A 26587-nucleotide genomic window follows, 5' to 3' on the forward strand; every position below is an offset into this window, starting at 1 on the left:
GATGTCAAGAGTAGGTAAGGTTCTTCGCGTTGCATCGAATTAAACCACATGCTCCACCGCTTGTGCGGGCCCCCGTCAATTCATTTGAGTTTTAATCTTGCGACCGTACTCCCCAGGCGGTCTACTTAACGCGTTAGCTCCGAAAGCCACGGCTCAAGGCCACAACCTCCAAGTAGACATCGTTTACGGCGTGGACTACCAGGGTATCTAATCCTGTTTGCTCCCCACGCTTTCGCATCTGAGTGTCAGTATCTGTCCAGGGGGCCGCCTTCGCCACCGGTATTCCTTCAGATCTCTACGCATTTCACCGCTACACCTGAAATTCTACCCCCCTCTACAGTACTCTAGTGAACCAGTTTCAAATGCGGTTCCGAGGTTGAGCCCCGGGCTTTCACATCTGACTTAATCCACCACCTGCATGCGCTTTACGCCCAGTAATTCCGATTAACGCTCGCACCCTCCGTATTACCGCGGCTGCTGGCACGGAGTTAGCCGGTGCTTCTTCTGTCGCTAACGTCAAATGATGCTGCTATTAACAACACCACCTTCCTCACGACTGAAAGTACTTTACAACCCGAAGGCCTTCTTCATACACGCGGCATGGCTGCATCAGGCTTGCGCCCATTGTGCAATATTCCCCACTGCTGCCTCCCGTAGGAGTCTGGACCGTGTCTCAGTTCCAGTGTGGCTGATCATCCTCTCAGACCAGCTAGGGATCGTCGCCTTGGTGAGCCATTACCTCACCAACTAGCTAATCCCACCTAGGCATATCCTGACGCGAGAGGCCCGAAGGTCCCCCTCTTTGGCCCGTAGGCATCATGCGGTATTAGCCATCGTTTCCAATGGTTATCCCCCACATCAGGGCAATTTCCTAGGCATTACTCACCCGTCCGCCGCTCGCCACCCAAGGAACAAGTTCCTCTGTGCTGCCGCTCGACTTGCATGTGTTAGGCCTGCCGCCAGCGTTCAATCTGAGCCATGATCAAACTCTTCAATTAAAGTTTTGTTGGTCCTAAGACCGGCTCAATGAATACTGACTTCAAAACTGCTCTTACTCGAAAGTAAAAAAGTAATTTTAAAGCTATTGTTGTTCCAACAGAACAACAATGAATTGACTGTGCCAAAATCAAGTAAACTTGATTCTGATTGGTCACTCAGTTCATTGATAAATCTTTTTTGATTATCATCAACGAGTGCCCACACAGATTGATAGGTTTATATTGTTAAAGAGCGTTCTTCTCTGGCTTGCCGAGGCTTCCTTTGAAGAGGCGGCCATTCTAGCGAGATAATGAAAAGTGTCAAACACTTTATTAAATTATTTCGTCTTACTGATTTGACCTACTGATTGGCTGGCTGGTTGGGCTTGAAGCCTTACTGGCTGTGCCGTGTCAGTGAGGCGGCATTATAGGGAGAACGAAGATGAGTGCAAGCAGTTTTTAGAAAAAAGTACCTTCTGATAGCTCAAGTGAACAAAAAGACACCAAAGCGTTAAATATCGATTAATTAGCGACCTATTTCCCTCTCTAAATCTCCTTGCTATCACCAGAGCATTGAGGTGACACACTTCATATTGCGTGCTTTTCTTCGTCAATGAAAGCTCGCACTGAGGCAGTACAAAGAAGCATATTACTCATCACTATCGAAGAAATAAGAGATTCTAGAGCGTGGGTTAAGATAGTCTCGGATTTTATCCGGAAGTTTATGCGGAAGAATGGCATTAACAATTTTCAAATCTCGATCAGCTAAATCAATAATGGGCGCTTGGGTTCGCGGAACCGAAGGGTCGTAAATCAATACATTAGGATATAGTAAGTGACTGGCGTTTACGGAGATGACTAACCCAACCATATTGTTAGAAAGCTGAACAACGGTTCCCGGAGGGAAAACGCCCATAAATTTAACTAATACGTTTAAGTTTTCGTTACTATATAAATGATTACAATGCTTATACATATAGGAAAGTGCAATATAAGGAATCTTCTGCTCTGCAACGATATTGGGATGACACAAATTATCAAATACATTCGCGACCGTAATGACCTGTGAAAGCTCATCAATAGCCGCTTCCTTTAAACCAAGCGGATACCCACTGCCGTCATTGAGTTCATGATGCTGTTCTATTACTCTCTTTGCACTTTCTGGAAAGCTATCGATATGACTCGCAATATCCAAACCATACTTAGTATGTAATTTGAGATAATTTTGTTCGGGCTCTGTCAGTGTTGTTTTCTTTCTAACAATCGCGGTGGGAACCTTAATTTTGCCTATATCATGAAACAGCGCAGCAAAAGCAAGTTCTTTGATTTTTTGAGCATCATACCCTTTCGCTTTTCCTATCATCATTGCAATGACCGAAACGTTGAGTGAATGAAAGTAGATGTCTTCAAACTCACTTTTGCCATTCATTAAATGCAGCGTAACGCTATCTTCACTCAGTAGCTTATCGACGATATCTTCAACCAAAATTGAAGCTTCATCTATCGCATCCTCTGGCCGATTGCGTATCTTGTTCATTACCGCACGCATACGGGATAGAGAACGCTCAAACTCTTTTTCACAGTTTAGAACTCGCCGACGATATGCGTTCAACTTTTCAATCCGTTTCTGCTTCTCTTCCCACAATTTTTCAGCCTCACTCTCCATCTCTGAAGATTCTTCTATGGCTTCCGGCTGCGTATTGACAGGTAAGGGTTGAGTATCGCTTTGCGCAGGATTGATATAAACATGTTGAATCCCCAAGTGTTTTATCAATTGAATCTGTTCTTGGGATTTAATCTTAAAGCTATTAAAAAGAAAGGGGTGTTCGTTCCACTTTACGGGCAACTTAATGTGCAGGCCAGGCTGCAATCTATCTACTGTGATTTTTATGCTTGCCACAATTTATATAACACCTTAAGTACTAAGTAGTTAATGAGTTTAAAAGAAGTCACTCAAAAGTTCATCAACTACATATTAGTAGTGTTGATATAAATGTGTATGGCTAGAAGCAAGAAATGTGCGCTGTTCAATATAGAAGTATGTGAAGGCTATCAAAAGAGTCCCATTCATCTAAGATAGTGGACTATTATTTCGAGGACAAAAACAACAAAGCCCCGACTTTCGTCGAGGCTTTGTTGTTTAAATTATGGTACCGGTGGGCGGACTTGAACCGCCACTCCCGAAGGAAACGGATTTTGAATCCGTCGTGTCTACCAATTTCACCACACCGGCATCTTGGGCATTGCCCTTTGATGGTTGGCATTATACGTAAGAAAGTTATTGGCGCAATAACAAAATATTGAAATACAAATCGTTTGCCGATATTTTCGCCACAAACCTTCAAGCTGTGCGTCTCTTCTCTTTTCAGATCCTCTCCGAGGCTATATGCTGCTGCAATTTCGCGAATACAAAAGATGTTTAGATATGATGAGTAACTCTATTTCTCTACCGCCTGCCGGATTACTACGCCGATTTGGTGCGCTCATTTACGATGCATTAATCATCATTGCTCTTGAGATGATGGCTGCTGGTGTTGTCGTTGCTATATTAGAAGCTCTCGTTGCGTTGAATGTGATGGGCTATGGCTCGTATGCAGATGTCAGCGACCTTCTCACTCGTCATCCCATTTGGAGCTATGTTTACACATTTTACCTTGCCGCTGTCTGGGTCTACTTCTTCGTCTTTTTCTGGACAAGAGCAGGCCAGACATTAGGGATGCGTGCTTGGCGACTTTTGATAATTAACGAACAAGATGGAAATTCAATCAGCGCCACGCAAGCTTTAATACGTTTGTTCACCTCAGGCTTTGGCTTGGCAAACCTCACCGTACCCTTTGATCAACAAAAAAGAGGGTTCCAAGATATTTGGGCCAAAACGAAAGTAGTGGTACTTCCTAAAGTTAATTGAGTCGGAATAACAAAAAGGAAGGACAAACCTTCCTTTTTGTTGATAGTTCTTACCTGTCATTTTTAGAGTTTTCGTCTTAACAACATTACGGCAACGCTGAGAAACACCAAACTTGGTGCGACGGCACCAAACACTGGTGGGATACCATAAACAAGACTCAGTGGGCCGAAAAACTCACTGGAAATATAAAATGTAAAGCCTGCAATCACGCCTGACAAAATCCTTGCGCCCATAGTAACGCTGCGCAATGGCCCAAAAATAAACGACAGTGCCATTAGCATCATCACAGCAATAGAAAAAGGTTGAGTAATTTTACGCCACAACGCCAGATCGTACCGTGAAGCATCTTGCTCCGACGTTTTTAAATAGCTGACATAATCATACAAGCCACTCAGTGACAACTCTTCAGGCTTGACCGTGACAACCGCCAGTTTGTCTGGAGCTAATGAGGTCGTCCAAAGGTATTCAGGTAATGTTTGCTTTGTTATCAATACATCATCGCGCATGTCGGTGATTTGAACATTTTTCATTACCCATTGATTGTCTTTATCGTAATCCACCTCTTCGGCAAAAAGGATGTTTTGCAAACTCTTATTGTTATCAAAGCGCCACATATTTAAGCCATAGAGTTTGTTGTCATCAATTTTACCAATAAAGATAAAATCATTCACATCGCGCGCCCACACACCGCTGCGCACTGAAACAATACTACCGCCAGAGAGAGAAAAAGCTCGCAGATCTCGCGCCATCTTCTGCGCTTGGGGTGCTCCCCATTGGCCAAGTAAGGTGACAATGATCATTAATGGCACTGCGGTTTTTAATACCGACATACCGATATTAAGCTTAGAAAACCCCGCAGCTTGCATGACAACGAGCTCAGAACTTGATGCCAACATACCTAACCCAATCAACGCACCGAGTAAGGCGGCCATAGGAAAAAACATCTCGATATCACGAGGAATGCTCAACACCACAAACAGTAAAGCTTGCAGTAAATCGTAGCTTCCTTCCCCGACTTTTCTCAATTGCTCAACATATTTGATAATGCCGGACAAACCAACAAAGGTCGCCAGCACTAACGAGGTTGTCGCAACAATAGTACGGCCGACGTATAAATCTAAAATCTTAAACACGCGTTATGCTGCCTTCTTTAGTCTTAGTTTATCTTTGAAGCGCCGCACTGGCACACTGTCCATGATATTCACTGAAATCGCCGCCAAAAGTAACGCAGCATTGATTGGCCACATACCGATCACCGTAGCAAGTGAGCCATCTTCAATGGCGGACTTGGTTGCGCTGATGGCCATAAAATAGGCCAAATAAATTAAGATTGCAGGTCCCATTTTCGCAAAGCGTCCTTGCCGAGGGTTAACCGCCGACAAAGGGACCACCAGCATGGTGAGTAACGGAATACAAATCACCAGAGAAATTCGCCATTGCAACTCAGCTTTCGCTCTTCGATCCGGGTTGGAAAGCAGATTGGATGTCGGTAACGCCTCCCAATCGCGTCCTTTGGGTTTAACTTCACGCTGCCCAATTAAACCTTCGTATTCGTCAAATTTTGTGATCATATAATCAACGCGTGTTGGCACGCCTTCATAGCGAATCCCGTCATACATGGTGATCATCTGACGGCCATCACTGAGCTCTTTAACATCACCAGAATTAGAGAACATCACACTTGGGAGTATCGAATCCTTTGGTGCAAGCTGCGCAACAAACACATTATGCAGTTTTTTGTTTTCAATATTTTCGATGAAAACTACTGAGGAACCATCTGGTGTGCGTTGAAATTGTCCTTTCTGTAGCAAATCAACACTATTTTCTGCTGCGAGCTGCTCCATTAATTGTGCTTCTTTGTCTTGGCTCCAAGGTGCCAACCAGAATGCGTTAAATGCTGCAGCACCTGAAGTGATCAAAGCCAAATAGAGCGCAGCACGGATCAAAAATTTATTGCCGATACCAGTAGCATTCATCACCGTAATTTCGCTTTCTGCGTACAAACGCCCAAAAGTCAGTAAGATGCCGATATACAAACTCAAAGGCAGCATTAATAACCCCATTGCGGGCATATTTAAACTCACAATAGATAAGATCATTCGTGCCGGAATGTCACCATCGGAAGCTTCAGCCAAAACGCGAATAAATCGTTGGCTAAGAAACACGAGAAACAGTACGAAAAAGATCGCAAATTGGCTCTTGAGTGTCTCGCGGATCAAATATCTAACAATAATCACGCTGAAATTACCTATACAAAACTTGTTTTTTTGATTGAATCACTATAATTTCCCGTTGAACCTTTTATTTTTAAAATTTTCACTAACTGTTGGGCGTTCAATTAAAAGTAGATCCAAACTCGGATTCAACCACTAAGAGCGCATTATCTAACATTTAGTTCTATTTGTCTTCAGGATGTAGGAGTACGCATGGAGTTCAGTGTAAAAAGTGGCAGTCCAGAGAAACAACGTAGCGCATGTATCGTTGTTGGAGTGTTCGAACCACGCCGCCTTTCTCCAGTAGCAGAGCAGCTTGATAAAATCAGCGACGGCTATATTAGTTCACTACTTCGCCGTGGTGATCTCGAGGGTAAACCCGGCCAGATGCTACTGCTGCATCAAGTCCCTGGTGTTCTGTCTGAACGCGTTTTACTGGTAGGTTGTGGTAAAGAGCGCGAATTAGGCGAACGTCAGTACAAAGAAATCATTCAAAAAACCATCAGCACACTGAACGAAACGGGTTCAATGGAAGCCGTATGTTTTCTGACTGAACTACACGTTAAAGGCCGCGATACTTATTGGAAAGTACGCCAAGCGGTTGAAGCAACGAAAGATGGCTTATACACCTTTGATCAATTCAAGAGCGTGAAACCTGAGACTCGCCGCCCACTGCGCAAACTTGTCTTTAACGTACCGACTCGCCGTGAGCTTAACTTAGGTGAGCGCGCGATTACACACGGCCTTGCGATTGCATCCGGTGTGAAAGCGTCGAAAGATCTTGGCAATATGCCACCAAACATTGCCAACCCAGCTTATCTTGCATCTCAAGCGCGCCGCTTAGCGGACGACTACGAGAGCGTCACCACCAAAATCATTGGTGAAGAAGAGATGGAAAAGTTGGGCATGACCTCTTACCTCGCTGTCGGTCGTGGCTCAAAAAATGAGTCGATGATGTCGGTCATTGAGTACAAAGGCAACCCAGATCCAGATGCAAAACCAATTGTGTTGGTGGGTAAAGGCCTAACGTTTGATTCCGGCGGTATTTCATTAAAACCAGGCGAAGGCATGGATGAAATGAAGTATGACATGTGCGGTGCGGCGTCAGTCTTTGGCGCAATGAAAGCATTGGCTAAATTGAAATTGCCATTAAATGTCGTGGGTATATTAGCCGGCTGTGAAAACATGCCAGGCAGCAATGCCTATCGCCCTGGTGACATTCTCACGACTATGTCTGGCCAAACGGTTGAAGTACTCAATACCGATGCCGAAGGTCGCTTAGTTCTATGTGATGCACTCACTTACGTTGAGCGTTTTGAACCCGATTGCGTGGTAGATGTGGCGACACTAACTGGCGCTTGTGTGATTGCATTAGGTCACCACATCAGTGGCGTGGTTTCAAACCACAACCCATTGGCGCATGAATTGGTTAATGCTTCAGAACAAGCAAGCGATCGCGCATGGCGTCTACCAATGGCCGACGAGTACCATGAGCAGCTAAAGAGCCCATTTGCTGATATGGCAAACATCGGTGGTCGCCCTGGTGGTACGATTACCGCTGGCTGCTTCTTATCTAAATTTGCTAAGAAATATAACTGGGCGCATTTGGATATTGCTGGCACGGCATGGAAGTCAGGAGCAGCAAAAGGATCAACAGGTCGTCCCGTCTCATTGCTCGTCCAGTTCTTATTGAACCGCAGCGGCCAAGAGTCTGAGGAATAACCTCAAAATGTGAAAAGGGCCGCAAGGCCCTTTTTTGTTGATGAGCGATTAGATAGTAGGTGACAACATGCAGCGAGCCACCTTTTACATTGTGAACGAAGAAAGCCCTCAAGCAACGCAGGCAGGCTTTGAGCAATATATCCTATTTCTGGCTCATCACTTCGCCAAACAAGGGGCAAAAATTTATCTGCATTGTGATGATAAAACTCACGCTGAACAGTTTGCCGAACATTTATGGCAAGTGCCTGCAGAACAGTTTGTCGCGCACAATCTGGTGGGTGAAGGCCCGAAATACTCTACTCATATCGAGATTGGCTACCCCAACGTCAAACCCAATTGGAATCGTCAACTGGTAATAAATGTGGCGGATAATCATACAACCTTTGCGAACGCCTTTGCTGAGGTGGTAGACTTCGTCCCCTGCGAAGAAAAAGCAAAGCAACGAGCACGCGAAAGGTATAAAATCTACCGTCAAGCTGGCTACCAATTGCAAACAATCGAGATCCAACATCCATAGGTCAAACCTTATAGTTAAGGCGATCTTTAACAAGATCCTTCACTTATGAAGTTTGACTAAGATTAACCATTCACAGTATCCATTTAAGAGCACTATGGAAAAGACATATAACCCAACAGCAATCGAACAAGCTCTGTATCAGACTTGGGAAGAGAACGGCTACTTTAAGCCTCACGGTGATACATCAAAAGAAGCGTACAGCATCATGATCCCACCGCCGAACGTCACTGGTAGCCTTCATATGGGTCACGCATTCCAAGACACCATTATGGATACTTTGATCCGCTGCGAACGCATGAAAGGCAAAAATACCTTATGGCAAGTGGGTACAGACCACGCCGGTATTGCTACCCAAATGGTGGTTGAACGTAAAATTGCCGCAGAAGAAGGCAAAACCAAACACGATTACGGTCGTGATGCCTTCATCGACAAAATTTGGGAATGGAAAGGCGAATCAGGTGGTACCATCACTAAACAGCTTCGCCGCCTTGGCGCATCGGTAGACTGGGATCGTGAACGATTCACTATGGATGCGGGCTTATCCAATGCCGTTCAAGAAGTGTTTGTTCGCCTTTACCAAGAAGATTTACTCTACCGTGGTAAACGTCTTGTGAACTGGGATCCAAAACTGCACACTGCAATTTCTGATCTAGAAGTAGAAAACAAAGACGTCAAAGGTCACATGTGGCACTTCCGTTACCCACTGGCTGACGGCGTAAAAACAGCAGACGGTAAAGACTACATTGTTGTTGCGACCACTCGTCCTGAAACCATGCTGGGTGACACAGGTGTAGCGGTTAACCCTGAAGATCCACGCTACCAAGCTCTGATCGGTAAAGAGATCATGCTGCCAATCGTCAATCGCCGCATTTCTATCGTGGGCGATGAGCACGCAGACATGGAAAAAGGCACAGGCTGTGTGAAGATCACCCCTGCTCACGATTTCAATGACTATGAAGTCGGTAAGCGCCACCAACTGCCGATGATCAACATTTTCACCTTTGATGCCAATATTCGTGACGCCGCCGAAGTGTTCAACACCAATGGTGAACCAAGTGACGCTTACAGCAGCGATCTACCTGCTAAATATCAAGGCATGGAGCGCTTTGCGGCACGTAAAGCCATCGTAGCTGAATTTGAAGCTCTCGGTCTGCTTGAAGAAATCAAAGATCACGACCTCACCATTCCTTACGGTGACCGTGGTGGTGTGGTTATCGAACCAATGCTGACCGACCAATGGTACGTACGCACAGCGCCACTAGCGGAAGTCGCAACCAAAGCCGTTGAAGATGGCGAGATTCAATTTGTGCCTAAGCAGTACGAAAACATGTACTTCTCATGGATGCGTGACGTGCAAGATTGGTGTATCTCACGCCAACTTTGGTGGGGTCATCGTATTCCTGCTTGGTATGACAACGACGGCAACGTTTATGTCGGCCGTAGCGAAGAAGAAGTGCGCGAACAAAACAACCTAGCCCCAGTGGTGGTACTGCGCCAAGATGATGATGTATTGGACACTTGGTTCTCATCCGCTCTTTGGACTTTTGGTACACAAGGCTGGCCAGAAAACACTGAGGCACTAAAAACATTCCACCCGTCTGACGTTCTTGTTACTGGTTTCGACATCATCTTCTTCTGGGTTGCACGCATGATCATGATGACCATGCACTTCTGTAAAGATGAGAATGGTAAACCACAAGTGCCATTTAAAACTGTTTATGTCACAGGCCTTATCCGTGATGAAAACGGCGACAAAATGTCAAAATCTAAAGGCAACGTGCTTGATCCTATCGACATGATCGATGGTATTGATCTTGAGTCTCTGGTTGAAAAACGTTGTGGCAACATGATGCAGCCACAGCTTGCAGCCAAGATCGAGAAAAATACACGTAAAACCTTTGAAAATGGTATCGAACCTTATGGAACCGACGCACTGCGTTTCACGCTAGCAGCGATGGCTTCAACCGGTCGTGATATCAACTGGGACATGAAACGCCTAGAAGGTTACCGCAACTTCTGTAACAAACTCTGGAACGCGAGCCGTTACGTGTTGATGAATACCGAAGATCTCGATTGTGGCTTTAACGCAGGTAGCGAGCTTGAGTATTCGTTAGCCGATAAATGGATCGAGTCTCAATTTGAATTGACGGCTAAAGAGTTCAACAACCATATCAACAACTTCCGTTTAGATATGGCGGCAAATACCCTTTACGAATTCATCTGGAACCAATTCTGCGACTGGTACTTAGAGCTGACTAAACCCGTATTATGGAAAGGCAGTGAAGCGCAGCAACGTGCAACGCGCCGTACATTAATTACGGTATTAGAGAAAACATTACGCCTCGCGCACCCAGTGATCCCGTATATCACTGAAACCATTTGGCAAAGCATTAAGCCATTAGTGGACGGCGTTGAAGGCGACACCATCATGCTGCAAGCTCTGCCTCAGTACGATGAAGCGAACTTCAACCAAGCGGCGCTAGATGATATCGAATGGGTGAAAGCCTTTATTACTAGCATTCGCAACCTACGTGCCGAGTACGATATCAACCCAGGCAAACCTCTTAACGTGATGCTAAAAGCCGCCAACAAGCAAGAAGTGGCACGTTTAGAAGCGAACAAAGCGGTACTGTTGTCACTGGCTAAACTGGAGGCACTACGCGTTCTTGAAGAGGGTGAAGAGACTCCCGCTTGTGCAACGGCGCTGGTTGGTCAATCTGAGTTGATGATCCCAATGGCTGGTTTGATTGATAAAGATGCGGAGCTAGAGCGCTTAGCAAAAGAGATTGCTAAAACTCAAGGTGAAATCAAACGCATTGAAGGCAAACTCAATAACCAAGGGTTCGTCGCTAAAGCACCCGAAGCCGTTGTCGCTATCGAGCGTCAAAAGCTGAATGGCTATCAAGATACCTTGGTTAAACTGGAAGAACAGAAAGCGACAATAGCCGCGCTATAATCGCGATTGCGTTACCATTAAAAAGGTCGGTGTGAAAATACCGACCTTTTTTATTTATTCACGCCATCAGCAGACGCGATTTTTGTGCTCTCCACGCTCAAACGCGGCAATGTTATCCATCAAAATCGTTGCCAATTGTGAAATAGCTGAGTCACTACCCCATGCCACGTGTGGTGTGAGCAACAAATTTGGCAAATCCATATTGGCTAGTAAGGGATTTGTTTTGTCCGCTGGTTCACGACTGAATACATCCACTCCAGCGCCAGCAATTTGCCCAGATTTCAATGCTGTCACAAGTGCTTGCTCATCAACCAAACCACCACGGCCTGCGTTAATCAACAATGCATTAGGCTTCATCATCTTTAATTCGTTCTCACCTATCAGGTTTCGGGTTTGCTCGCTCAATGGGCAATGTAAACTCACAACATCCGCCTCCGCTAACATTTGTTCAAAGGGCATAAAACCTTGTCGGCATAACTTGGCCCCCTTTCGTTCAGAAAATATCACCTGCATGCCTATCGCTCGTGCTAACGTTGCAGTTGCCTGTCCGAGCGCGCCACTCCCCACAATACCAAGCGTTGAACCTGCAACATCCCCTATCGGATGAGTAAAAAAGCAAAATTGTTGATTGCGCTGCCACTCACCATTGGCAATATCTTGATGATAAGCAAACAGGTGACGCCTTAAGGCATAAATCATCCCAACGACATGTTCCGGAACAGAACGGGTGGCGTAGCCTTGAACATTCACCAGTGCGATGCCTGCTTCACGACAGTAATCGATATCGACATTATTGACGCCTGTGGCCGACACAGCAATCAAGCGCAGTTTCGGACATTGTGAGAGTAGCGCCCTATCCAGCACCACTTTATTGGTGATTACGATATCGGCTTGAGATAGGCGATCGAGCGCTTGTTCGGCAGAAGTAAAGTCAAACTCAAGCCAATGATGAGCAAAAGGTAAGCTTGGCAATCGAATATAAGCAGGGATTGTAGCCCTATCGAGAAAGACAACCGTGGGTAGTGACATATCAGCTCCTTGTCGCCACCCACATCACACTAAGGTCGGGGCAACGTTTTGTAATCTGGTAATTTTCGCTCAGGATCAAAGTGTTGCAAAATTTGCTCTTGTGCTTCGGGATAAAAATCACAGCCGACAAAAATATTGCGCAGCCAATGACTCTTTGGATGATAAAAACTGAGCTCTGCGGCATGCAGCGCTAAGCGATCGGAAAAATCTTGCGCTTCTTGCGGGGCATAAAACTCATCACCCACAATCGGATACCCCAAAGCTTGCATGTGCACACGTAATTGATGCGAACGGCCAGTTACAGGAAGAAGACGTACAATTGTCGTTTTTTCTTCTCTTTTCGCTACTTGATATAAAGTTTTTGATGGTTTTCCATCTTCAAAGCAGACTTTCTGTTTAGGCCGATTTGGCCAATCGCAAATCAGGGGTAATTCAACCGCCCCCTCGTCAAGTTCCATTACGCCCCACACGCGAGCGTAATAAATTTTATGCGTTAAACGGTATTGAAACTGCTTTTTCAATGCCCCTTCCGCGTATTTATTTTTTGCCAGCACCATCAAGCCAGAAGTCGACATATCCAAACGATGCACAACTTGGATCTCTGGATATTGCTCAGCCAAACGACTCCACATACTGTCGTGATGCTCAGGCAAGCGTCCTGGAACCGACAGCAGACCTGAAGGTTTATTCACCGCGAGAATCTGATCATCTTCATAGACAATATCAATCCAAGGATCTGTGGGCGGCGTGTATTCAAGCATAGCCATCGAAGGTTTCTCCTAAAAAAATCGGCGCATTATAACAACCTCTCCGCCAAGCCAATAGAGAAGAGTCATCTTAGTTTCGTTAAATCACGAAATCGTCAGTAAGTTAGCCTTGCTTAGAAATATCACTTGAAATGTAACTTAAAATTGACAGATTAACTGGGTGTGATATTGATTGATGAGCTTGACATTAAAGTCAGCTTCAAAAGCAAGAATTATAAATAACACAACATCAAGTCTAAGGAACAAGAATGGAACACAGCGTCCCTTATCAATCGGCCAAACGTTTAACCCTGCCACAACTGCTTCGTTCACTCGGGCCGGGCATTATGATGGCAGCAGCAGCCGTCGGCGGCTCTCATCTCGTCGCATCAACTCAAGCAGGTGCAATTTATGGCTGGCAACTCGCAGGCCTCATTTTGCTAGTCAACTTATTAAAATACCCCTTTTTTAAGGCTGGCATTCAATACACCATGGGGACAGGCAAAAGTTTAGTACAAGGCTATGCTCATCTCGGGCGCGCTTACTTATGGGTTTTTGCCCTCTTAAGCGTGGTATCGGCCATTATAAACACCGCCGCGTTACTGCTGTTTAGCGCCAGTTTACTGGCCTATTTTGTCCCTTTTGAGCTGGGCAATATTGTTCTTTCCGTGATTGTGCTGACCACTTGTTTGCTGATCCTTTTTGCAGGCCACTTTCGCGCGCTCGACTCACTTTCTAAAATGATTATGGCAGTACTGACAATCGCCACCTTACTCGCCGTGGTGATTGCCGTCGCAACACCAGCGCAGATAGTGGTAGAAACCATTTCGCCTTCACCTTGGACACTCGCCGCGATCGGTTTTTTGGTGGTGACAATGGGCTGGATGCCCGCACCCATTGAGATTTCGAGCATCACTTCGGTGTGGCTCAAGCGTCAATGCCAAGAACAGCAAGTGACGCCGCAATCCGCACTATTTGATTTCAATGTGGGCTATATCGGTACTGCAATCTTGGCGATTGTATTTTTGGCGCTTGGTGCCTTAGTACTACACGGAACAGGCGTTGAGCTCTCGAAATCCGGCGTCGGCTTTTCGCATCAATTGGTCGGATTGTACGCTTCAACCATAGGTGAGTGGTCACGTTATTTAATTGCAGTGATCGCCTTTTTCTGTATTTTTGGCAGCACCATCACCGTCATTGATGGCTATTCACGGGTGATTGCAGAATCACAACGTCTTTTGCAAAACAAAGAGAGCCAAAGCCCACGTTGCTACCAAGCTTGGGTCCTAGTGGTATCGGCTTTAGCGCTAGCCATCATTGCCTTTTGGGCTTCAGCACTGATGCCAATGCTGAATTTTGCGATGATCATGGCATTTATGACCACGCCAATTTTTGCGCTGCTCAACTATATTCTGGTGACTAAAACACCTTTACCGGCTGAACTCGCAGTAGGAAAAAAACTCAAAGCGCTGTCTATCGTAGGGCTTGTTTATCTGTTTGGCTTTTTAGCGCTGTTTATTTGGTGGAAGTGGCTTATGTAACAGCAGATAAAACAAAGGCCTTATGAAAAAGGCCTTTGTTGTTTTTAATGTCCGCCACAAGGGCCAAGTAAAGGGATCAGTTATGCGTCACAACGATTAAACGCAACGAATCCAGTTGGAATTGCGCTTTACCGATGTAACCGCTTAACTCGTTGATCTGCTCTTCAATCGCGCTGATCTCTTCATCACGAATGTTCGGGTTGACTGCTTTAAGCGCCAATAAGCGCTCCAGTTCACCGTTTAAGCTCGACTGCATCTCTTTCTGCGCTTGTTCACGAATCGCTTCAACACGGCTCACAACTTGGCTTTCACTGGCAGCAATTAAGCTATGCACATCATTTTGTACCGACGTAACGAGCTTGCTGGCCAAATGACGATTCACTGGGCTTAATTGGCGGTTGAAGCTTTCAAACTCAACTTGCGCGGAGAGATCATTACCACGCGCATCCATCATCAAACGGATTGGTGTTTGAGGAAGGAAGCGGCTGATACCACTGCGTTTTGGCGCTTGTGCATCCACCACATAGATCAACTCAAGCAGCAAAGTCCCAACAGGCAAAGCTTTATTCTTCAACAAAGAAACCGCCGATGTTCCCACGCCTTCGCTCATCAGTAGGTCGATCCCGCCTTGAATCATCGGGTGTTCCCAACTGATGAAATTCATATCTTCACGCGATAATGCCGTATCACGATCAAACGTGATGGTCGCTCCTTCATACGGCAAACCGGGGTAGCTTGGCACCATCATGTGCTCTGATGGTGTGACCACCAACGCGTTTTCACCCCGATCATCTTGGTTTAAACCGATCGCATCAAATAAGCTCAAAGCGAAAGTAACCAAGTTAGTATCGCCATCCGTTGATGCTATACTTTCGACGATTTTCAATGCTTTTTCGCCACCGTTTGAATGCATTTCAAGCAATCGGTCACGCCCTTGTTCAAGCTGAGCCTTCAACGTTTTGTTGAGCGTTGCCGACTGTTCAATGATCTCATCCAACGTATCGATATTTCCCGAAGCCAGCATGTCAATCAGATCATCGGCATATTTATCATACACAGCGCGGCCTGTTGGGCAGGTTTCAGCAAATGCATTCAAGCCTTCATCAAACCAACGCGCCAAAATCGCTTGCGATGTGCCTTTAAGGTACGGCACATGGATATCGATATCACGGTGTTGACCAATACGATCCAAACGGCCAATGCGTTGCTCTAAAAGATCTGGGTTAAACGGCAGATCAAACATCACCAACTGGTTAGCAAATTGGAAGTTACGCCCTTCAGAGCCGATTTCACTACAGATAAGCACTTGCGCGCCACCCTCTTCTTGTGCGAAATAAGCGGCGGCTTTATCACGTTCTAAAATCGACATACCTTCATGAAAAACGGTGGCGCGAATGCCTTCACGCTCACGCAGTGCTTGCTCCAGTTGTAACGCGGTGCTAGCGCGAGAAGCGATCACTAAAATCTTTTCGCTGCGTTTTTCTTTCACTTTTTCAAGCAGCCAATTCACGCGAGAATCGAACTGCCACCAACTTGCATCATCGCCTTCAAACTCTTGGAAAATCTCTTCGGGGTAGAGCATTTTCATCGCGCGAGCCTGAGCACTGAGCTTACCGCCGATCATGCCAGCCACTCGCATCGAGGTAGTGTATTGCGCGGGGATTTCCATCGGCATCAAGTGCACATTACGCACAGGGAATCCTTTAATCGCAGCGCGGGTGTTTCTAAACAGCACGCGACCTGTGCCATGGCGATCCATCAGATTATCAATCAGCTCTTGGCGAGCAGAGGCTTTGCTCTCTTCATCGGCATCGCTTTCAATAATGCGAAACAGCGGCTCAACATCTTGTTCTGAAAGTAGCTCAGTTATTTGGTTTTTGGCTTCGTTTTGCAACTTCTCACCCGAAAACAGGGCACTGACGGAATCGGCTACGGGCGCATATTGCTCTTCTTCTTCAACGAACGCCTCGTAATCGTAAAAACGATCGGGATCGAGCAAACGCAAACGCGCAAAGTGGCTTTCACGGCCCAATTGCTCCGGCGTTGCCGTTAGCAGCAGTACCGCTGGGGTGTTTTGCGCTAGCCCTTCGACCACTTGGTATTCGCGGCTTGGTTTATCTTGGCTCCATTCTAGATGGTGCGCTTCATCCACCACCAATAGATCCCACTCCGCCTCAAGTGCTTGTTCAAAACGTTGACGACTTTTACGCAGAAAATCGAGCGAACAAAGCACATATTGCTGAGTATCAAAAGGGTTGTGTGCTTCAGCGAACGCTTCAACACAGCGCTCTTCATCAAAAATGGAGAAATGAAGATTAAAGCGACGCATCATCTCCACCAACCATTGGTGCTGCAAGGTTTCCGGCACCACAATCAAAATACGTTCCGCGCGACCAGAAAGCACTTGTTGATGAATGATCATCCCCGCTTCAATGGTTTTACCTAACCCCACTTCATCGGCTAATAACACGCGGGGCGCATGGCGACGACCAACCTCATGTGCGATATAAAGCTGATGAGGAATCAGGCCCGCGCGCATGCCACATAAACCACGCATTGGGCTTTTGTGTTGTTGATATTGATTAGTGAGGGCGCGATAACGCAACACAAAATTATCCATGCGATCAATTTGACCTGCGAACAATTTATCTTGCGGTTTGTTGAAACGGATTTGGTGGCTTAAGAAAATTTCACGTAGCGCCACGCCGCTTTCATCGTTGTCTTCGCGCGTACCGAGATAAGTGAGTAGTCCTTGTTCTTCAACAACTTGCTCAACGCGTAGCGACCAGCCTTCTTGGCTTTCAACCACATCACCGCTATTGAACGTCACTCGTGTTACCGGGGCGTCACTGCGTGCATAAACGCGGTTTTCTTCTGATGCAGCAAACATCAAGGTCACAGTACGCGCATCAAGCGCTACCACAGTACCTAAACCAAGATCACTTTCTGTATCGCTTATCCAGCGTTGCCCCAAAGCAAAACTCATGAATCGACTACCTTATTTATTTGGAATGGATTGTATCGATCTGCTACCACGTGAAGGCAACTCCTAATTATGATTGTTGTTGGAGTGTGGTGCAGAAAAAGGTCGCTAATCTTACTTGATGGCGTGATACAGGTCACGTGTAAAGCGAAGGATAACCAAGATTTTTTTCTTCAACTTTTGGTTGACATCAAACTGTAAGAAATCGGTGGCATTTGTAGTAAACAAGGTTGCTATACTTGTTGTAACGATGCTTGCTTTGCCAGTCAAAAGGATGACTCTGGCACGAAGCATGCGGACCAAACAGACAATGAGTATCAACACAGGCTTGCAGTAAGTCATCGAGCAATCGAGTCACTACCGGCATCCATTGATCGATAACCTCTACTTGCTAGCACCTTTTGTTAAGCACGCTGCACAGCAGCAAGGAGACGCTTATGGGCGATACCGATCGGAAACTGTTTGTACTTGATACCAACATCCTGCTTCATGAACCTTTAGCCATTTACTCCTTCCAAGAGCATGACGTGGTCATTCCGATGACCGTTCTTGAAGAACTTGACCGGATCAAAGACAGCAAACGCGATGTTGCACGAGATGCGCGGGTCGCGATTCGTGCTTTAGAGCACTTATTCCACGATGCCACCCCAGACGAAATTACCGAAGGTATTCCATTTTCTAAAGAGGCCAGCAAGACGGGAACTATCTCGATCCTTGCCGACTTTGAGTTGCAAGAAACCGTCAAAGCCTTTGCTGACAAAGCCGGCGACAACCGTATCCTCAACGCTGTACTTTACCTGCAAGCGAAACGAGCGCCACGCGCTGTGGTTCTCATCACCAAAGACATCAACATGCGATTGCGCGCTAAAGGTGCAGGCGTGCGCTATGTTGAGGATTACCGCACTGACCAATTGATTGATGATGTGCAGTACCTGACCAAAGGCTTCCAAGTTCGTGAAGGAAATTTTTGGAACAACGTCGATGAAGTTGAGAGTAGAACCGTCGGCGGAAAAGCCTTCCATACGTTAGATAAAGCGCCGTTTGATCCGACCTTTATTAATCAATATGTCATTGATGAAGAGAGCGATTTTGCGGCGCGCGTGCATGAAATCAACGCAGAAAAAATTACGCTGCTTGATATTGGCCGCGAGAGAATGATGCACCGCAAAGCGTGGGACATCACCCCGAAAAATATCTACCAAGCGATGGCACTTGATGCCTTGCTTGATCCAAGCATTGATTTGGTGATTTTAACCGGAGCCGCTGGTAGCGGGAAAACGCTGCTCGCGATGGCCGCCGCTCTTGAACAAACCATTGAGAAGAAGATGTTCGATAAGATTATCGTCACCCGTAACACGCCAGATATCGGAGAATCGATCGGCTTCTTACCCGGAACAGAGGAAGAGAAAATGATGCCGTGGCTGGCGGCGGTTACGGATACATTGGAAGCCTTGCACAAAAACGATCACTGCACCGAAGGTTCACTCAAATACATCTGCGATAAAGCCAATATCCAGTTTAAATCGATCAACTTTATGCGTGGGCGCTCAATCCAAAATGCCTTTGTGCTACTCGATGAGTGTCAAAATTTAACCGCTTCTCAAATCAAAACTATCATCACGCGCTGTGGTGAGGGCACTAAAATTGTCTGTTCTGGTAACTTAGCGCAGATTGACTCCCACTACTTAACCCCGGTGACCTCAGGTTTGACCTACATGGTTGAGCGCTTTAAAAACTTTGAAGGCAGCGCCAACATTCACTTAAACGGCGTCGTTCGCAGCCGCTTGGCCGAATTCGCTGAAGAGAATTTATAGTCACATTAGGCGAGATATTATTAATATCTCGCCTTTATTTTAAAATAATTATTCACAAATTTAGCATTTATATGTTTTACTAAGGCCATTCATCATTCACCGTTTAGGACTGGGATATGGCTTTCAATTTACGCAACCGCAACTTTCTCAAACTGCTCGATTTCACGCCGAAAGAGATCCAATTTCTGCTCGATCTCTCTGCTGATCTCAAAAAAGCGAAATACGCCGGATCAGAACAGAAAAGATTAGCGGGTAAAAATATTGCGCTGATTTTTGAGAAAGCCTCAACACGGACGCGATGTGCATTTGAAGTGGCCGCGTTTGATCAAGGCGCTCAAGTCTCTTACATCGGGCCATCAGGGTCGCAAATTGGTCATAAAGAGTCGATGAAAGACACCGCGCGCGTACTCGGAAGAATGTACGATGGCATCCAATATCGCGGTTTTGGACAAGAAATTGTCGAAGAGCTTGGCGCACATGCTGGCGTTCCTGTATGGAACGGGCTCACCAACGAGTTCCACCCAACACAGATTTTAGCTGACTTTTTAACCATGATTGAGCATGGCCGTGGTAAACAGTTGCACCAAGTGTCACTAGCTTATCTAGGCGATGCACGCAATAACATGGGCAATTCACTGATGGTGGGCGCAGCAAAAATGGGCATGGATATTCGCCTCGTCGCACCCAAACAGTTTTGGCCAGAAGCGTCACTTGTCACCACTTGCCAAGAAATTGCCAAGCAGACGGGAGCCAAAATCACGCTCACTGAAAATGTACAAGAAGGCGTGCAAGGATGCGATTTTCTCTATACCGACGTTTGGGTTTCTATGGGCGAATCAGCCGATGCATGGGATGAACGCGTGGCCTTAATGACGCCTTACCAAATCAATATGAATGTGATTAAGCAAACTGGTAATCCACAGGTAAAATTTATGCACTGCTTGCCTGCGTTTCATAACGACGAAACCACCGTAGGCAAAGAGGTGGCGGAAAAATATGGTATGAAAGGTTTGGAAGTCACCGAAGAGGTGTTTGAGTCTGAATATTCGATTGTGTTTGATGAAGCTGAAAACCGCATGCACACCATCAAAGCTGTGATGGTCGCGACTCTCGGCGCTTAAAAAACAAGGCAACAATGGATCGAAGCCCGAATCACTTACATGAGTAAGTGATTCGGGTGAGTGAAAGCAGCTAACGCCGCGACAGTGCCAATGATGAAGAGGATTGTGAGGTAATCGCTTGCGCTCACACAATGAAAGCGTATAATTCCCAGCAATTTGTCTGAGGGGTAGCCATGAAAACGGACGTTGTTATTCACATCTACAACGCAATTCGATTCAATGTAGGTCAGCGTGCTGACTTACTGGGCGCGTTATTTTTCCCCTCTCTTGATTTTTAAAGCCTCCCTATTGGGGGGCTTTTTTATGGCTACTAGAAAATTATAGGGAAGACGACCATGGTGAATTCGCTTTATCAAAAGCACATTATTTCGATTCCGGAGCTCTCTCGTGACGAGCTGGAATTGATTGTGAAAACCGCAGGCCAACTCAAAGCGGAACCAAAACCAGAGCTGATTAAGCACAAAGTGGTGGCAAGCTGCTTTTTTGAGCCGTCGACTCGTACTCGTTTGTCTTTTGAAACCGCTATTCAACGCATCGGCGGCAGCGTGATTGGCTTTGATAATGGTGGCAATACGTCACTGGCGAAAAAAGGCGAAACACTGGCCGATTCTGTACAAGTGATCTCCTCTTATGTGGATGCGTTTGTGATGCGCCACCCCCAAGAAGGCGCAGCGCGTTTAGCCTCTGAATTTTCAAACGGCGTTCCTGTGATTAACGCTGGCGACGGCGCTAACCAGCACCCAACCCAAACACTGCTTGATTTGTTCACCATTGCCGAAACACAAGGCCGTTTAGATAACATTAATATTGCCTTTGTTGGCGACTTGAAATATGGCCGTACCGTCCATTCTTTAACTCAAGCTTTGGCTAAATTTAACCACATTCGCTTCTTCTTTGTTGCGCCGGATGCGCTGGCTATGCCTGACTATATTTGCGAAGAGTTAGATGATGCAAGCATTGAGTACAGCCTGCACACCGATATGGAAAGCGTTATTCCACAGTTAGATATTCTGTATATGACGCGCGTCCAAAAAGAGCGCTTTGATGAATCAGAGTACGCGCACATTAAATCGGCGTACATTTTGACAGCCGCCATGCTTGAAGGTGCGCGCGATAACTTAAAAGTGCTACATCCGCTTCCGCGTGTGGATGAAATCACCGTTGATGTGGACAAAACGAAGCACGCTTACTTCTTCCAACAAGCAGAAAACGGGGTCTACGCCCGTGAAGCTTTGCTGGCGCTTGTGTTAAACGAAACCCTGTAATAAAGGAGCCCCAACCATGACTAAAGAGACTCAATTGCAGGTTGAAGCCATTAAAAATGGCACGGTTATCGACCACATTCCTGCGCAAATCGGTATTAAAGTATTAAAGTTATTCGATATGCACAATTCTCATCAACGTGTCACGATTGGCTTAAATTTACCCTCTTCCGCGCTGGGCGCAAAAGATCTGCTGAAGATTGAAAATGTGTTCATTAATGAAGCCCAAGCCAATAAATTAGCACTTTATGCACCGCATGCGACTGTCAACCAAATCGAAAACTACCAAGTGGTGAAAAAGCTAGCGTTGACACTGCCTGAGCAGATCAATGATGTTTTTGCCTGCCCAAACAGCAACTGTATTTCCCACAATGAACCGGTCGAAAGCAGCTTTAAGGTTTTCGAAAAGAAAAACGATATTCGTTTGAAATGTAAGTATTGTGAGAAAGTTTACTCACGTGAGATTGTGACCGAACGCGAGTCATAATTAACCCCGTTTAAGTCTATCGATGCCTCACTTTAGTGGGGCATTTTGCACTTTACCTGCCGTTTCTTTAAAGGCAAACTGACGCCTACCCTTCCCATAAAAACAGATGGAACACAATCATGACTAAAGTACTTCATACCGAATCCGCTCCTGCCGCAATTGGCCCTTATGTACAAGGTGTCGATCTTGGCAATATGGTGCTAACTTCAGGGCAAATTCCAGTCAACCCAGTCACCGGCGAAGTGTCAGCAGATATCGCAGTGCAGGCTCGTCAATCTCTCGACAACGTAAAAGCCGTGGTGGAGTCTTCTGGCTTAACGGTTTCTGACATCGTAAAAATGACTGTATTTGTTAAAGATCTGAATGATTTTGGCACGGTGAATGAAGTCTACGGTAAGTTTTTTGATGAACATAACGTGGCAAACTACCCTGCGCGTTCATGCGTAGAAGTCGCTCGCTTACCTAAAGATGTGGGTATTGAAATTGAAGCGATTGCGGTACGTAAGTAAGCATTGCTCATAATCAGCACAGTGTAAGCACCACCAGCATGCCACTCTGACGTGAATGTGCTTTTTCAAACCTCGAACCCCGTTCGAGGTTTTTGTTTAATCCAAAAAAATCAATTTTTACACCTCATACTTGCTACTTTAGGGTTAGTCACCAACACTTATCGTACTTTTGAACCGTTCGAGGTAGTGAGATGCAAGGGATTATCTATACCGTTCTTTCTGATTTAGTCATCGAAAAATTTGGCGCACTGTTTTGGGATCAAATGCTCGAGGATTTAAAACCTAGCTCTCAAGGCATCTACACCGCTGGAGAGCAATACTCCGATGACGAACTGCTTGCAATGGTGGCTTATTTGAGCGAGCAGAAAAACATCCCCACCGATGATTTAGTCCGGCTTTATGGGCAATACCTATTTTCTCGCCTGTACAACAGCCTTCCTGAAAATTATCCAAATAAAAACAATTTATTAGAGTTTTTGATTTCGGTCGATCAAGTGATCCATAAAGAAGTGAAGCGGCTCTACCCCGATGCCTATTTGCCGCAATTTCAATGTAAAAGCGAGGGCGATCGATTAACCATGTATTACACCTCGAAAAGAAAATTGTGCGCTGCGGCGGAAGGACTCATCATCGGCGCTTCAGAACAATTTGGTGAAGAAGTCGAAATCGAGCAGCCCCAATGCATGCATCATGGTGCTTCATTTTGTGAAATTGTTGTCACCTTTAAGGGCAAACATGAGTGAAATAGAGCAATACCAACGCATTTATGAGCGTGAGCGTCAGGCTCGTTTGCTGGCAGAGCGGTTACTGCAAGAAAAAAGCCGCGAGCTCTACGATAAAATTTTAGAGTTGCAAGAGACTCTAGATCAACTTCATAGCGCGCAAGCACAGCTTGTACAATCAGAAAAAATGGCCTCCGTCGGTCTACTGGCGGCTGGCGTTGCTCACGAGATCAATAACCCAATCGGTTTTTGTCTGAGTAATTTAAATACGCTGCGTGATTACTCTCACGCCTATATAGGAATTGTCGCTTTGGTAGCACAGCACAAAGCCGAAATTGCTAACACGGATTTCTACCGCAATTATCAAGATTATTATCAACGCCATGATATTGGTTTTGTCGAAAGTGATTTAACTGACATGCTTCAAGAGACTTCGGGTGGATTGCTCCGCGTAAAAGACATTGTCACTAGCCTACAAAGCGTTTCTCACTCCAGTGATGGCCGATTTGTCGAGTGTGAGTTAAATTCGTGTATTGAATCAACACTACACATGGTCTGGAACCAATTTAAATATACGATGGAGGTCGAGCAGCGATTGGATGAGGCTTTGCCGAAAATCAATGGGATATCAGCAGAGCTACAACAAGTTTTTATGAACCTATTTATTAACGCCTCTCACGCTTGCGAAGCACAAGGAAAGTTAACGATTAGCACAGATTCTGTGGTCGAAAAAGGGAAACGCTGGGTGAGGGTGACAGTGGCAGATAATGGGCATGGCATGAATCAAGACATCATCAACAAGGTGTTTGATCCTTTCTTCACCACCAAACCTGTCGGCGTAGGGACGGGTTTGGGTTTATCGATTTCATACAGTATTGTTGAAAAGCATGGTGGGAAAATGCAGGTCGAATCTGAAGTGGGACAAGGCACCACCTTCATACTTCTTTTTCCCACCATTTAGTAAAGCGGTTACTGACTGCGTGATGTGACTTTCTTACCATCAAGCATCGCGACCTCTTCATCCAGCTGCGCTAATTTGGCCATCATCTGCTCACGGCATAATGTCGCTAATTCCCGTAAATTTTCTTTTCCATATCCTTCAATACCGATCGGTGGCAGCATCTCAACAATCACATGACCATTGTCCCAACGGTTAAGCTTAATATCATTAGTTGAGCTGCAAACGATGGGGATAATCGGTACACCTGCGCCAATTGCCGCATGAAATGCACCCATTTTAAAGGGCAGCATGCCACGGCCACGCGAGCGAGTACCTTCTGGAAACATCCACACAGACACATCACTGGTTTTTATGCTATCGACAACTTGATCAATGGTGCCTTTGGCTTTGTTGCGATTGGATCTATCAATTAAAATATTCCCTGCTAACCAATACAACTGACCAAACACAGGTGTCCAAACTAAACTTTTTTTCCCTACTGTCACGACTTTCGGCGTTACCGCCGCAGCAACAGTACACAGATCCCAGTTATTTTGATGATTCGCAATGTAGATGTGCTGGCCGCGTTGATAAGCATCTTCTGGGATACGCAGTTCTAATTTAATACCCATCAATTTTGACATGCGGGCAAATAAACGCCCAAACGTAAATACATGTTTGGGATTACGTGGGCTAAGTAAACAGTAGCCACATCCAAAAACAAACATCACAATGGCAAACAGTGCGACTGCCAATAGACGCAAAAGAGCAATCATTTCAGTTCTCCATGGAACAAAGATAAAAAATGAGCAAGGATAAAAAAGCCGAAACCCAGAGATTTCGGCTCCATTGCATGAGCGAGAGTTTAACTGCTGACTTGAATGCGCTCAATATTAGCGCCAAGAGCCGACAGTTTATCTTCAATTCTTTCGTAACCGCGATCGATATGGTAGATGCGATCGACGATGGTTTCACCTTTTGCGATACAACCGGCAATCACTAGGCTGGCTGAGGCACGTAGATCGGTCGCCATCACCTGCGCGCCACTCAACGATTCCACATCACCACAAATCACTGTATTCCCTTCAATCTCCGCTTTTGCTCCCATACGCATCAGTTCAGGAACGTGCATAAAACGGTTTTCAAAGATGGTTTCAGTGATCTTGCCACCACCTTTTGCCATCATATTGAGTAGGGTAAATTGTGCTTGCATATCGGTTGGAAAGCCAGGATGAGGCGCAGTGCGAATCGAAACCGCCTTAAGCTCTTTTCCGGTCATATCAAGGCTTATCCAGCCCTCACCTGTTTCAATCTCAGCGCCCGCTTCTTCCAGTTTTGCTAACACGGCCTCTAACAAATGCGAGTGAGTGTTGTGGCAAACAATTTTTCCGCGAGAAACAGCCGCCGCGACTAAAAACGTGCCCGTTTCAATGCGATCAGCCACAACAGCGTGTTTACCACCACCCAAACGTTCAACACCTTCAATGGTAATGGTATCGGTGCCTGCACCGGACACTTTTGCACCCAGCTTATTCAAAAACAGTGCGGTATCGACAATTTCAGGCTCACGCGCAGCGTTGTCGAGCACGGTTGTGCCTTCGGCAAGGGTTGCGGCGCACATAATGGTAATGGTGGCACCCACGCTCACTTTATCCATGACGATGTGTGCACCTTGTAGACGACCTTCGACACTGGCTTTCACGTAGCCATCTTCTAAGGTGATGGTGGCACCAAGCTGCTCTAAACCGTGAATATGCAGATCGACAGGACGAGCGCCAATGGCACAGCCTCCAGGTAGCGAAACTTGGCCATAACCAAAACGAGCCACTAATGGACCGAGAGCCCAAATAGAAGCACGCATGGTTTTGACTAAATCATACGGCGCGCAATATTCATCAATTTGACTAGGATCGACATGAACTGAGCCATTACGTTCGACTTTAGCGCCTAAACGTTTGAGCAGTTCCATTGTGGTATCAATATCGCGAAGGTGTGGCACATTGGCCACTTCTACTGGCTCAGAGGCCAAAATAGACGCAAATAAAATAGGCAGTGCAGCGTTTTTGGCACCTGAAATGGTCACTTCACCTTGAAGAGGTTGTGTTGACCCAATAACTCGAAACTTTTCCATCAATAAACC

20 protein-coding genes, 1 tRNA gene and 1 rRNA gene are annotated in these 26587 nt (G+C 45.9%); 12 read left to right on the forward strand and 10 right to left on the reverse strand.

Going from position 1 to position 26587, the window contains the following annotated elements; genetic code table 11:
- From AACV12_RS14085 to AACV12_RS14095, 3 genes are all read right to left on the reverse strand, one after another.
- Nucleotides 1-998, reverse strand: a 16S ribosomal RNA gene (locus tag AACV12_RS14085); the annotation flags it as partial.
- Between the two features lie 628 nt (nucleotides 999-1626).
- Nucleotides 1627-2877, reverse strand: a complete 1251-nt coding sequence (locus tag AACV12_RS14090; protein WP_017045406.1) for an HD-GYP domain-containing protein — start codon at nucleotides 2875-2877, stop codon at nucleotides 1627-1629.
- 248 nt (nucleotides 2878-3125) lie between these two features.
- A tRNA-Leu gene (locus AACV12_RS14095) sits at nucleotides 3126-3210 on the reverse strand.
- 153 nt (nucleotides 3211-3363) lie between these two features.
- Between AACV12_RS14095 and AACV12_RS14100 the strand changes: the two genes are divergently transcribed.
- Entirely contained in the window at nucleotides 3364-3885 is a 522-nt protein-coding gene (locus AACV12_RS14100) for an RDD family protein (RefSeq protein WP_081265531.1), read from the forward strand.
- 62 nt (nucleotides 3886-3947) lie between these two features.
- Here the strand turns inward: AACV12_RS14100 and lptG are convergent, their stop codons facing one another.
- Together lptG and lptF are read right to left on the reverse strand one after the other, a co-directional pair.
- On the reverse strand, nucleotides 3948-5018 hold the full coding sequence (lptG, locus tag AACV12_RS14105; RefSeq protein WP_017049807.1) for an LPS export ABC transporter permease LptG: 1071 nt from the start codon (nucleotides 5016-5018) through the stop codon (nucleotides 3948-3950).
- A gap of 3 nt (nucleotides 5019-5021) precedes the next feature.
- Nucleotides 5022-6122 (reverse strand): LPS export ABC transporter permease LptF, encoded by a 1101-nt coding sequence (gene lptF / locus AACV12_RS14110; protein ID WP_013855997.1) that lies wholly within the window; start codon nucleotides 6120-6122, stop codon nucleotides 5022-5024.
- Between the two features lie 189 nt (nucleotides 6123-6311).
- Here lptF and pepA point away from each other — a divergent pair, with 189 nt between their 5' ends.
- The 3 genes from pepA (at nucleotide 6312) to AACV12_RS14125 (ending at nucleotide 11293) form a co-directional block, all read left to right on the forward strand.
- Nucleotides 6312-7820, forward strand: a complete 1509-nt coding sequence (gene pepA / locus AACV12_RS14115) for a leucyl aminopeptidase (RefSeq protein WP_010318842.1) — start codon at nucleotides 6312-6314, stop codon at nucleotides 7818-7820.
- Between the two features lie 67 nt (nucleotides 7821-7887).
- The gene (locus AACV12_RS14120) at nucleotides 7888-8337 is read left to right on the forward strand and encodes a DNA polymerase III subunit chi (RefSeq protein WP_013855996.1); all 450 of its coding nucleotides are present in this window, start codon (nucleotides 7888-7890) and stop codon (nucleotides 8335-8337) included.
- 94 nt (nucleotides 8338-8431) lie between these two features.
- The gene (locus AACV12_RS14125) at nucleotides 8432-11293 is read left to right on the forward strand and encodes a valine--tRNA ligase (RefSeq protein ID WP_026028556.1); all 2862 of its coding nucleotides are present in this window, start codon (nucleotides 8432-8434) and stop codon (nucleotides 11291-11293) included.
- 66 nt (nucleotides 11294-11359) lie between these two features.
- On the opposite strand, the gene AACV12_RS14130 is transcribed toward AACV12_RS14125, so the two are convergent.
- Both AACV12_RS14130 and AACV12_RS14135 read right to left on the reverse strand, forming a co-directional pair.
- Nucleotides 11360-12322: a D-2-hydroxyacid dehydrogenase gene (locus AACV12_RS14130; protein ID WP_115339314.1), complete on the reverse strand. Its 963-nt coding sequence runs from the start codon at nucleotides 12320-12322 to the stop codon at nucleotides 11360-11362.
- 29 nt (nucleotides 12323-12351) lie between these two features.
- Entirely contained in the window at nucleotides 12352-13089 is a 738-nt protein-coding gene (locus AACV12_RS14135; RefSeq protein ID WP_094125738.1) for an RluA family pseudouridine synthase, read from the reverse strand.
- Between the two features lie 248 nt (nucleotides 13090-13337).
- On the opposite strand from AACV12_RS14135, the gene AACV12_RS14140 reads away from it, so the two are divergent.
- Nucleotides 13338-14609 carry an NRAMP family divalent metal transporter gene (locus tag AACV12_RS14140; RefSeq protein WP_017047041.1) on the forward strand — a complete coding sequence of 424 codons (1272 nt, stop codon included), beginning with the start codon at nucleotides 13338-13340 and terminating at the stop codon, nucleotides 14607-14609.
- A gap of 76 nt (nucleotides 14610-14685) precedes the next feature.
- Here AACV12_RS14140 and rapA read toward each other — a convergent pair whose 3' ends face one another.
- Nucleotides 14686-17595: an RNA polymerase-associated protein RapA gene (gene rapA, locus AACV12_RS14145; protein WP_013855992.1), complete on the reverse strand. Its 2910-nt coding sequence runs from the start codon at nucleotides 17593-17595 to the stop codon at nucleotides 14686-14688.
- 434 nt (nucleotides 17596-18029) lie between these two features.
- Here rapA and AACV12_RS14150 point away from each other — a divergent pair, with 434 nt between their 5' ends.
- From AACV12_RS14150 to AACV12_RS14180, 7 genes are all read left to right on the forward strand, one after another.
- Nucleotides 18030-19406: a PhoH family protein gene (locus AACV12_RS14150; RefSeq protein WP_041769059.1), complete on the forward strand. Its 1377-nt coding sequence runs from the start codon at nucleotides 18030-18032 to the stop codon at nucleotides 19404-19406.
- A gap of 116 nt (nucleotides 19407-19522) precedes the next feature.
- A complete protein-coding gene (gene argF, locus AACV12_RS14155) occupies nucleotides 19523-20527 on the forward strand; it encodes an ornithine carbamoyltransferase (RefSeq protein ID WP_013855990.1) in 1005 nt (334 codons plus the stop codon).
- A 335-nt stretch (nucleotides 20528-20862) separates the two neighbouring features.
- The gene (gene pyrB / locus AACV12_RS14160; protein ID WP_094124233.1) at nucleotides 20863-21792 is read left to right on the forward strand and encodes an aspartate carbamoyltransferase; all 930 of its coding nucleotides are present in this window, start codon (nucleotides 20863-20865) and stop codon (nucleotides 21790-21792) included.
- Between the two features lie 16 nt (nucleotides 21793-21808).
- The gene (gene pyrI, locus AACV12_RS14165; RefSeq protein WP_010318833.1) at nucleotides 21809-22276 is read left to right on the forward strand and encodes an aspartate carbamoyltransferase regulatory subunit; all 468 of its coding nucleotides are present in this window, start codon (nucleotides 21809-21811) and stop codon (nucleotides 22274-22276) included.
- Between the two features lie 119 nt (nucleotides 22277-22395).
- Entirely contained in the window at nucleotides 22396-22785 is a 390-nt protein-coding gene (locus AACV12_RS14170) for a RidA family protein (protein WP_013855986.1), read from the forward strand.
- Between the two features lie 191 nt (nucleotides 22786-22976).
- Complete coding sequence (locus AACV12_RS14175; protein WP_013855985.1) at nucleotides 22977-23528, forward strand: heme NO-binding domain-containing protein; 552 nt, start codon at nucleotides 22977-22979, stop codon at nucleotides 23526-23528.
- On the forward strand, nucleotides 23521-24468 hold the full coding sequence (locus AACV12_RS14180; RefSeq protein WP_017047037.1) for a sensor histidine kinase: 948 nt from the start codon (nucleotides 23521-23523) through the stop codon (nucleotides 24466-24468). Before AACV12_RS14175 ends, AACV12_RS14180 begins: the two co-directional genes overlap by 8 nt.
- Before the next feature lie 8 nt (nucleotides 24469-24476).
- On the opposite strand, the gene AACV12_RS14185 is transcribed toward AACV12_RS14180, so the two are convergent.
- Together AACV12_RS14185 and murA are read right to left on the reverse strand one after the other, a co-directional pair.
- A complete protein-coding gene (locus AACV12_RS14185) occupies nucleotides 24477-25223 on the reverse strand; it encodes a 1-acylglycerol-3-phosphate O-acyltransferase (RefSeq protein ID WP_047690462.1) in 747 nt (248 codons plus the stop codon).
- A gap of 89 nt (nucleotides 25224-25312) precedes the next feature.
- A complete protein-coding gene (murA, locus tag AACV12_RS14190; protein WP_026029130.1) occupies nucleotides 25313-26578 on the reverse strand; it encodes a UDP-N-acetylglucosamine 1-carboxyvinyltransferase in 1266 nt (421 codons plus the stop codon).
- Nucleotides 26579-26587 lie beyond the last annotated feature (9 nt).

The organism is Vibrio sp. 2-2(8) (assembly GCF_963888495.1).
Taxonomy (GTDB): Bacteria; Pseudomonadota; Gammaproteobacteria; order Enterobacterales; family Vibrionaceae; genus Vibrio; species Vibrio anguillarum.

Coding starts and splice junctions, on each gene's coding strand:
- AACV12_RS14100 (WP_081265531.1), top strand. CDS start 3,364: ATGCTGCTGCAATTTCGCGAATACAAAAGATGTTTAGATATGATGAGT.
- pepA (WP_010318842.1), top strand. CDS start 6,312: ATGGAGTTCAGTGTAAAAAGTGGCAGTCCAGAGAAACAACGTAGCGCA.
- AACV12_RS14120 (WP_013855996.1), top strand. CDS start 7,888: ATGCAGCGAGCCACCTTTTACATTGTGAACGAAGAAAGCCCTCAAGCA.
- AACV12_RS14125 (WP_026028556.1), top strand. CDS start 8,432: ATGGAAAAGACATATAACCCAACAGCAATCGAACAAGCTCTGTATCAG.
- AACV12_RS14130 (WP_115339314.1), bottom strand. CDS start 12,322: ATGTCACTACCCACGGTTGTCTTTCTCGATAGGGCTACAATCCCTGCT.
- AACV12_RS14135 (WP_094125738.1), bottom strand. CDS start 13,089: ATGGCTATGCTTGAATACACGCCGCCCACAGATCCTTGGATTGATATT.
- AACV12_RS14140 (WP_017047041.1), top strand. CDS start 13,338: ATGGAACACAGCGTCCCTTATCAATCGGCCAAACGTTTAACCCTGCCA.
- rapA (WP_013855992.1), bottom strand. CDS start 17,595: ATGAGTTTTGCTTTGGGGCAACGCTGGATAAGCGATACAGAAAGTGAT.
- AACV12_RS14150 (WP_041769059.1), top strand. CDS start 18,030: ATGGGCGATACCGATCGGAAACTGTTTGTACTTGATACCAACATCCTG.
- argF (WP_013855990.1), top strand. CDS start 19,523: ATGGCTTTCAATTTACGCAACCGCAACTTTCTCAAACTGCTCGATTTC.
- pyrB (WP_094124233.1), top strand. CDS start 20,863: ATGGTGAATTCGCTTTATCAAAAGCACATTATTTCGATTCCGGAGCTC.
- pyrI (WP_010318833.1), top strand. CDS start 21,809: ATGACTAAAGAGACTCAATTGCAGGTTGAAGCCATTAAAAATGGCACG.
- AACV12_RS14170 (WP_013855986.1), top strand. CDS start 22,396: ATGACTAAAGTACTTCATACCGAATCCGCTCCTGCCGCAATTGGCCCT.
- AACV12_RS14175 (WP_013855985.1), top strand. CDS start 22,977: ATGCAAGGGATTATCTATACCGTTCTTTCTGATTTAGTCATCGAAAAA.
- AACV12_RS14180 (WP_017047037.1), top strand. CDS start 23,521: ATGAGTGAAATAGAGCAATACCAACGCATTTATGAGCGTGAGCGTCAG.
- AACV12_RS14185 (WP_047690462.1), bottom strand. CDS start 25,223: ATGATTGCTCTTTTGCGTCTATTGGCAGTCGCACTGTTTGCCATTGTG.
- murA (WP_026029130.1), bottom strand. CDS start 26,578: ATGGAAAAGTTTCGAGTTATTGGGTCAACACAACCTCTTCAAGGTGAA.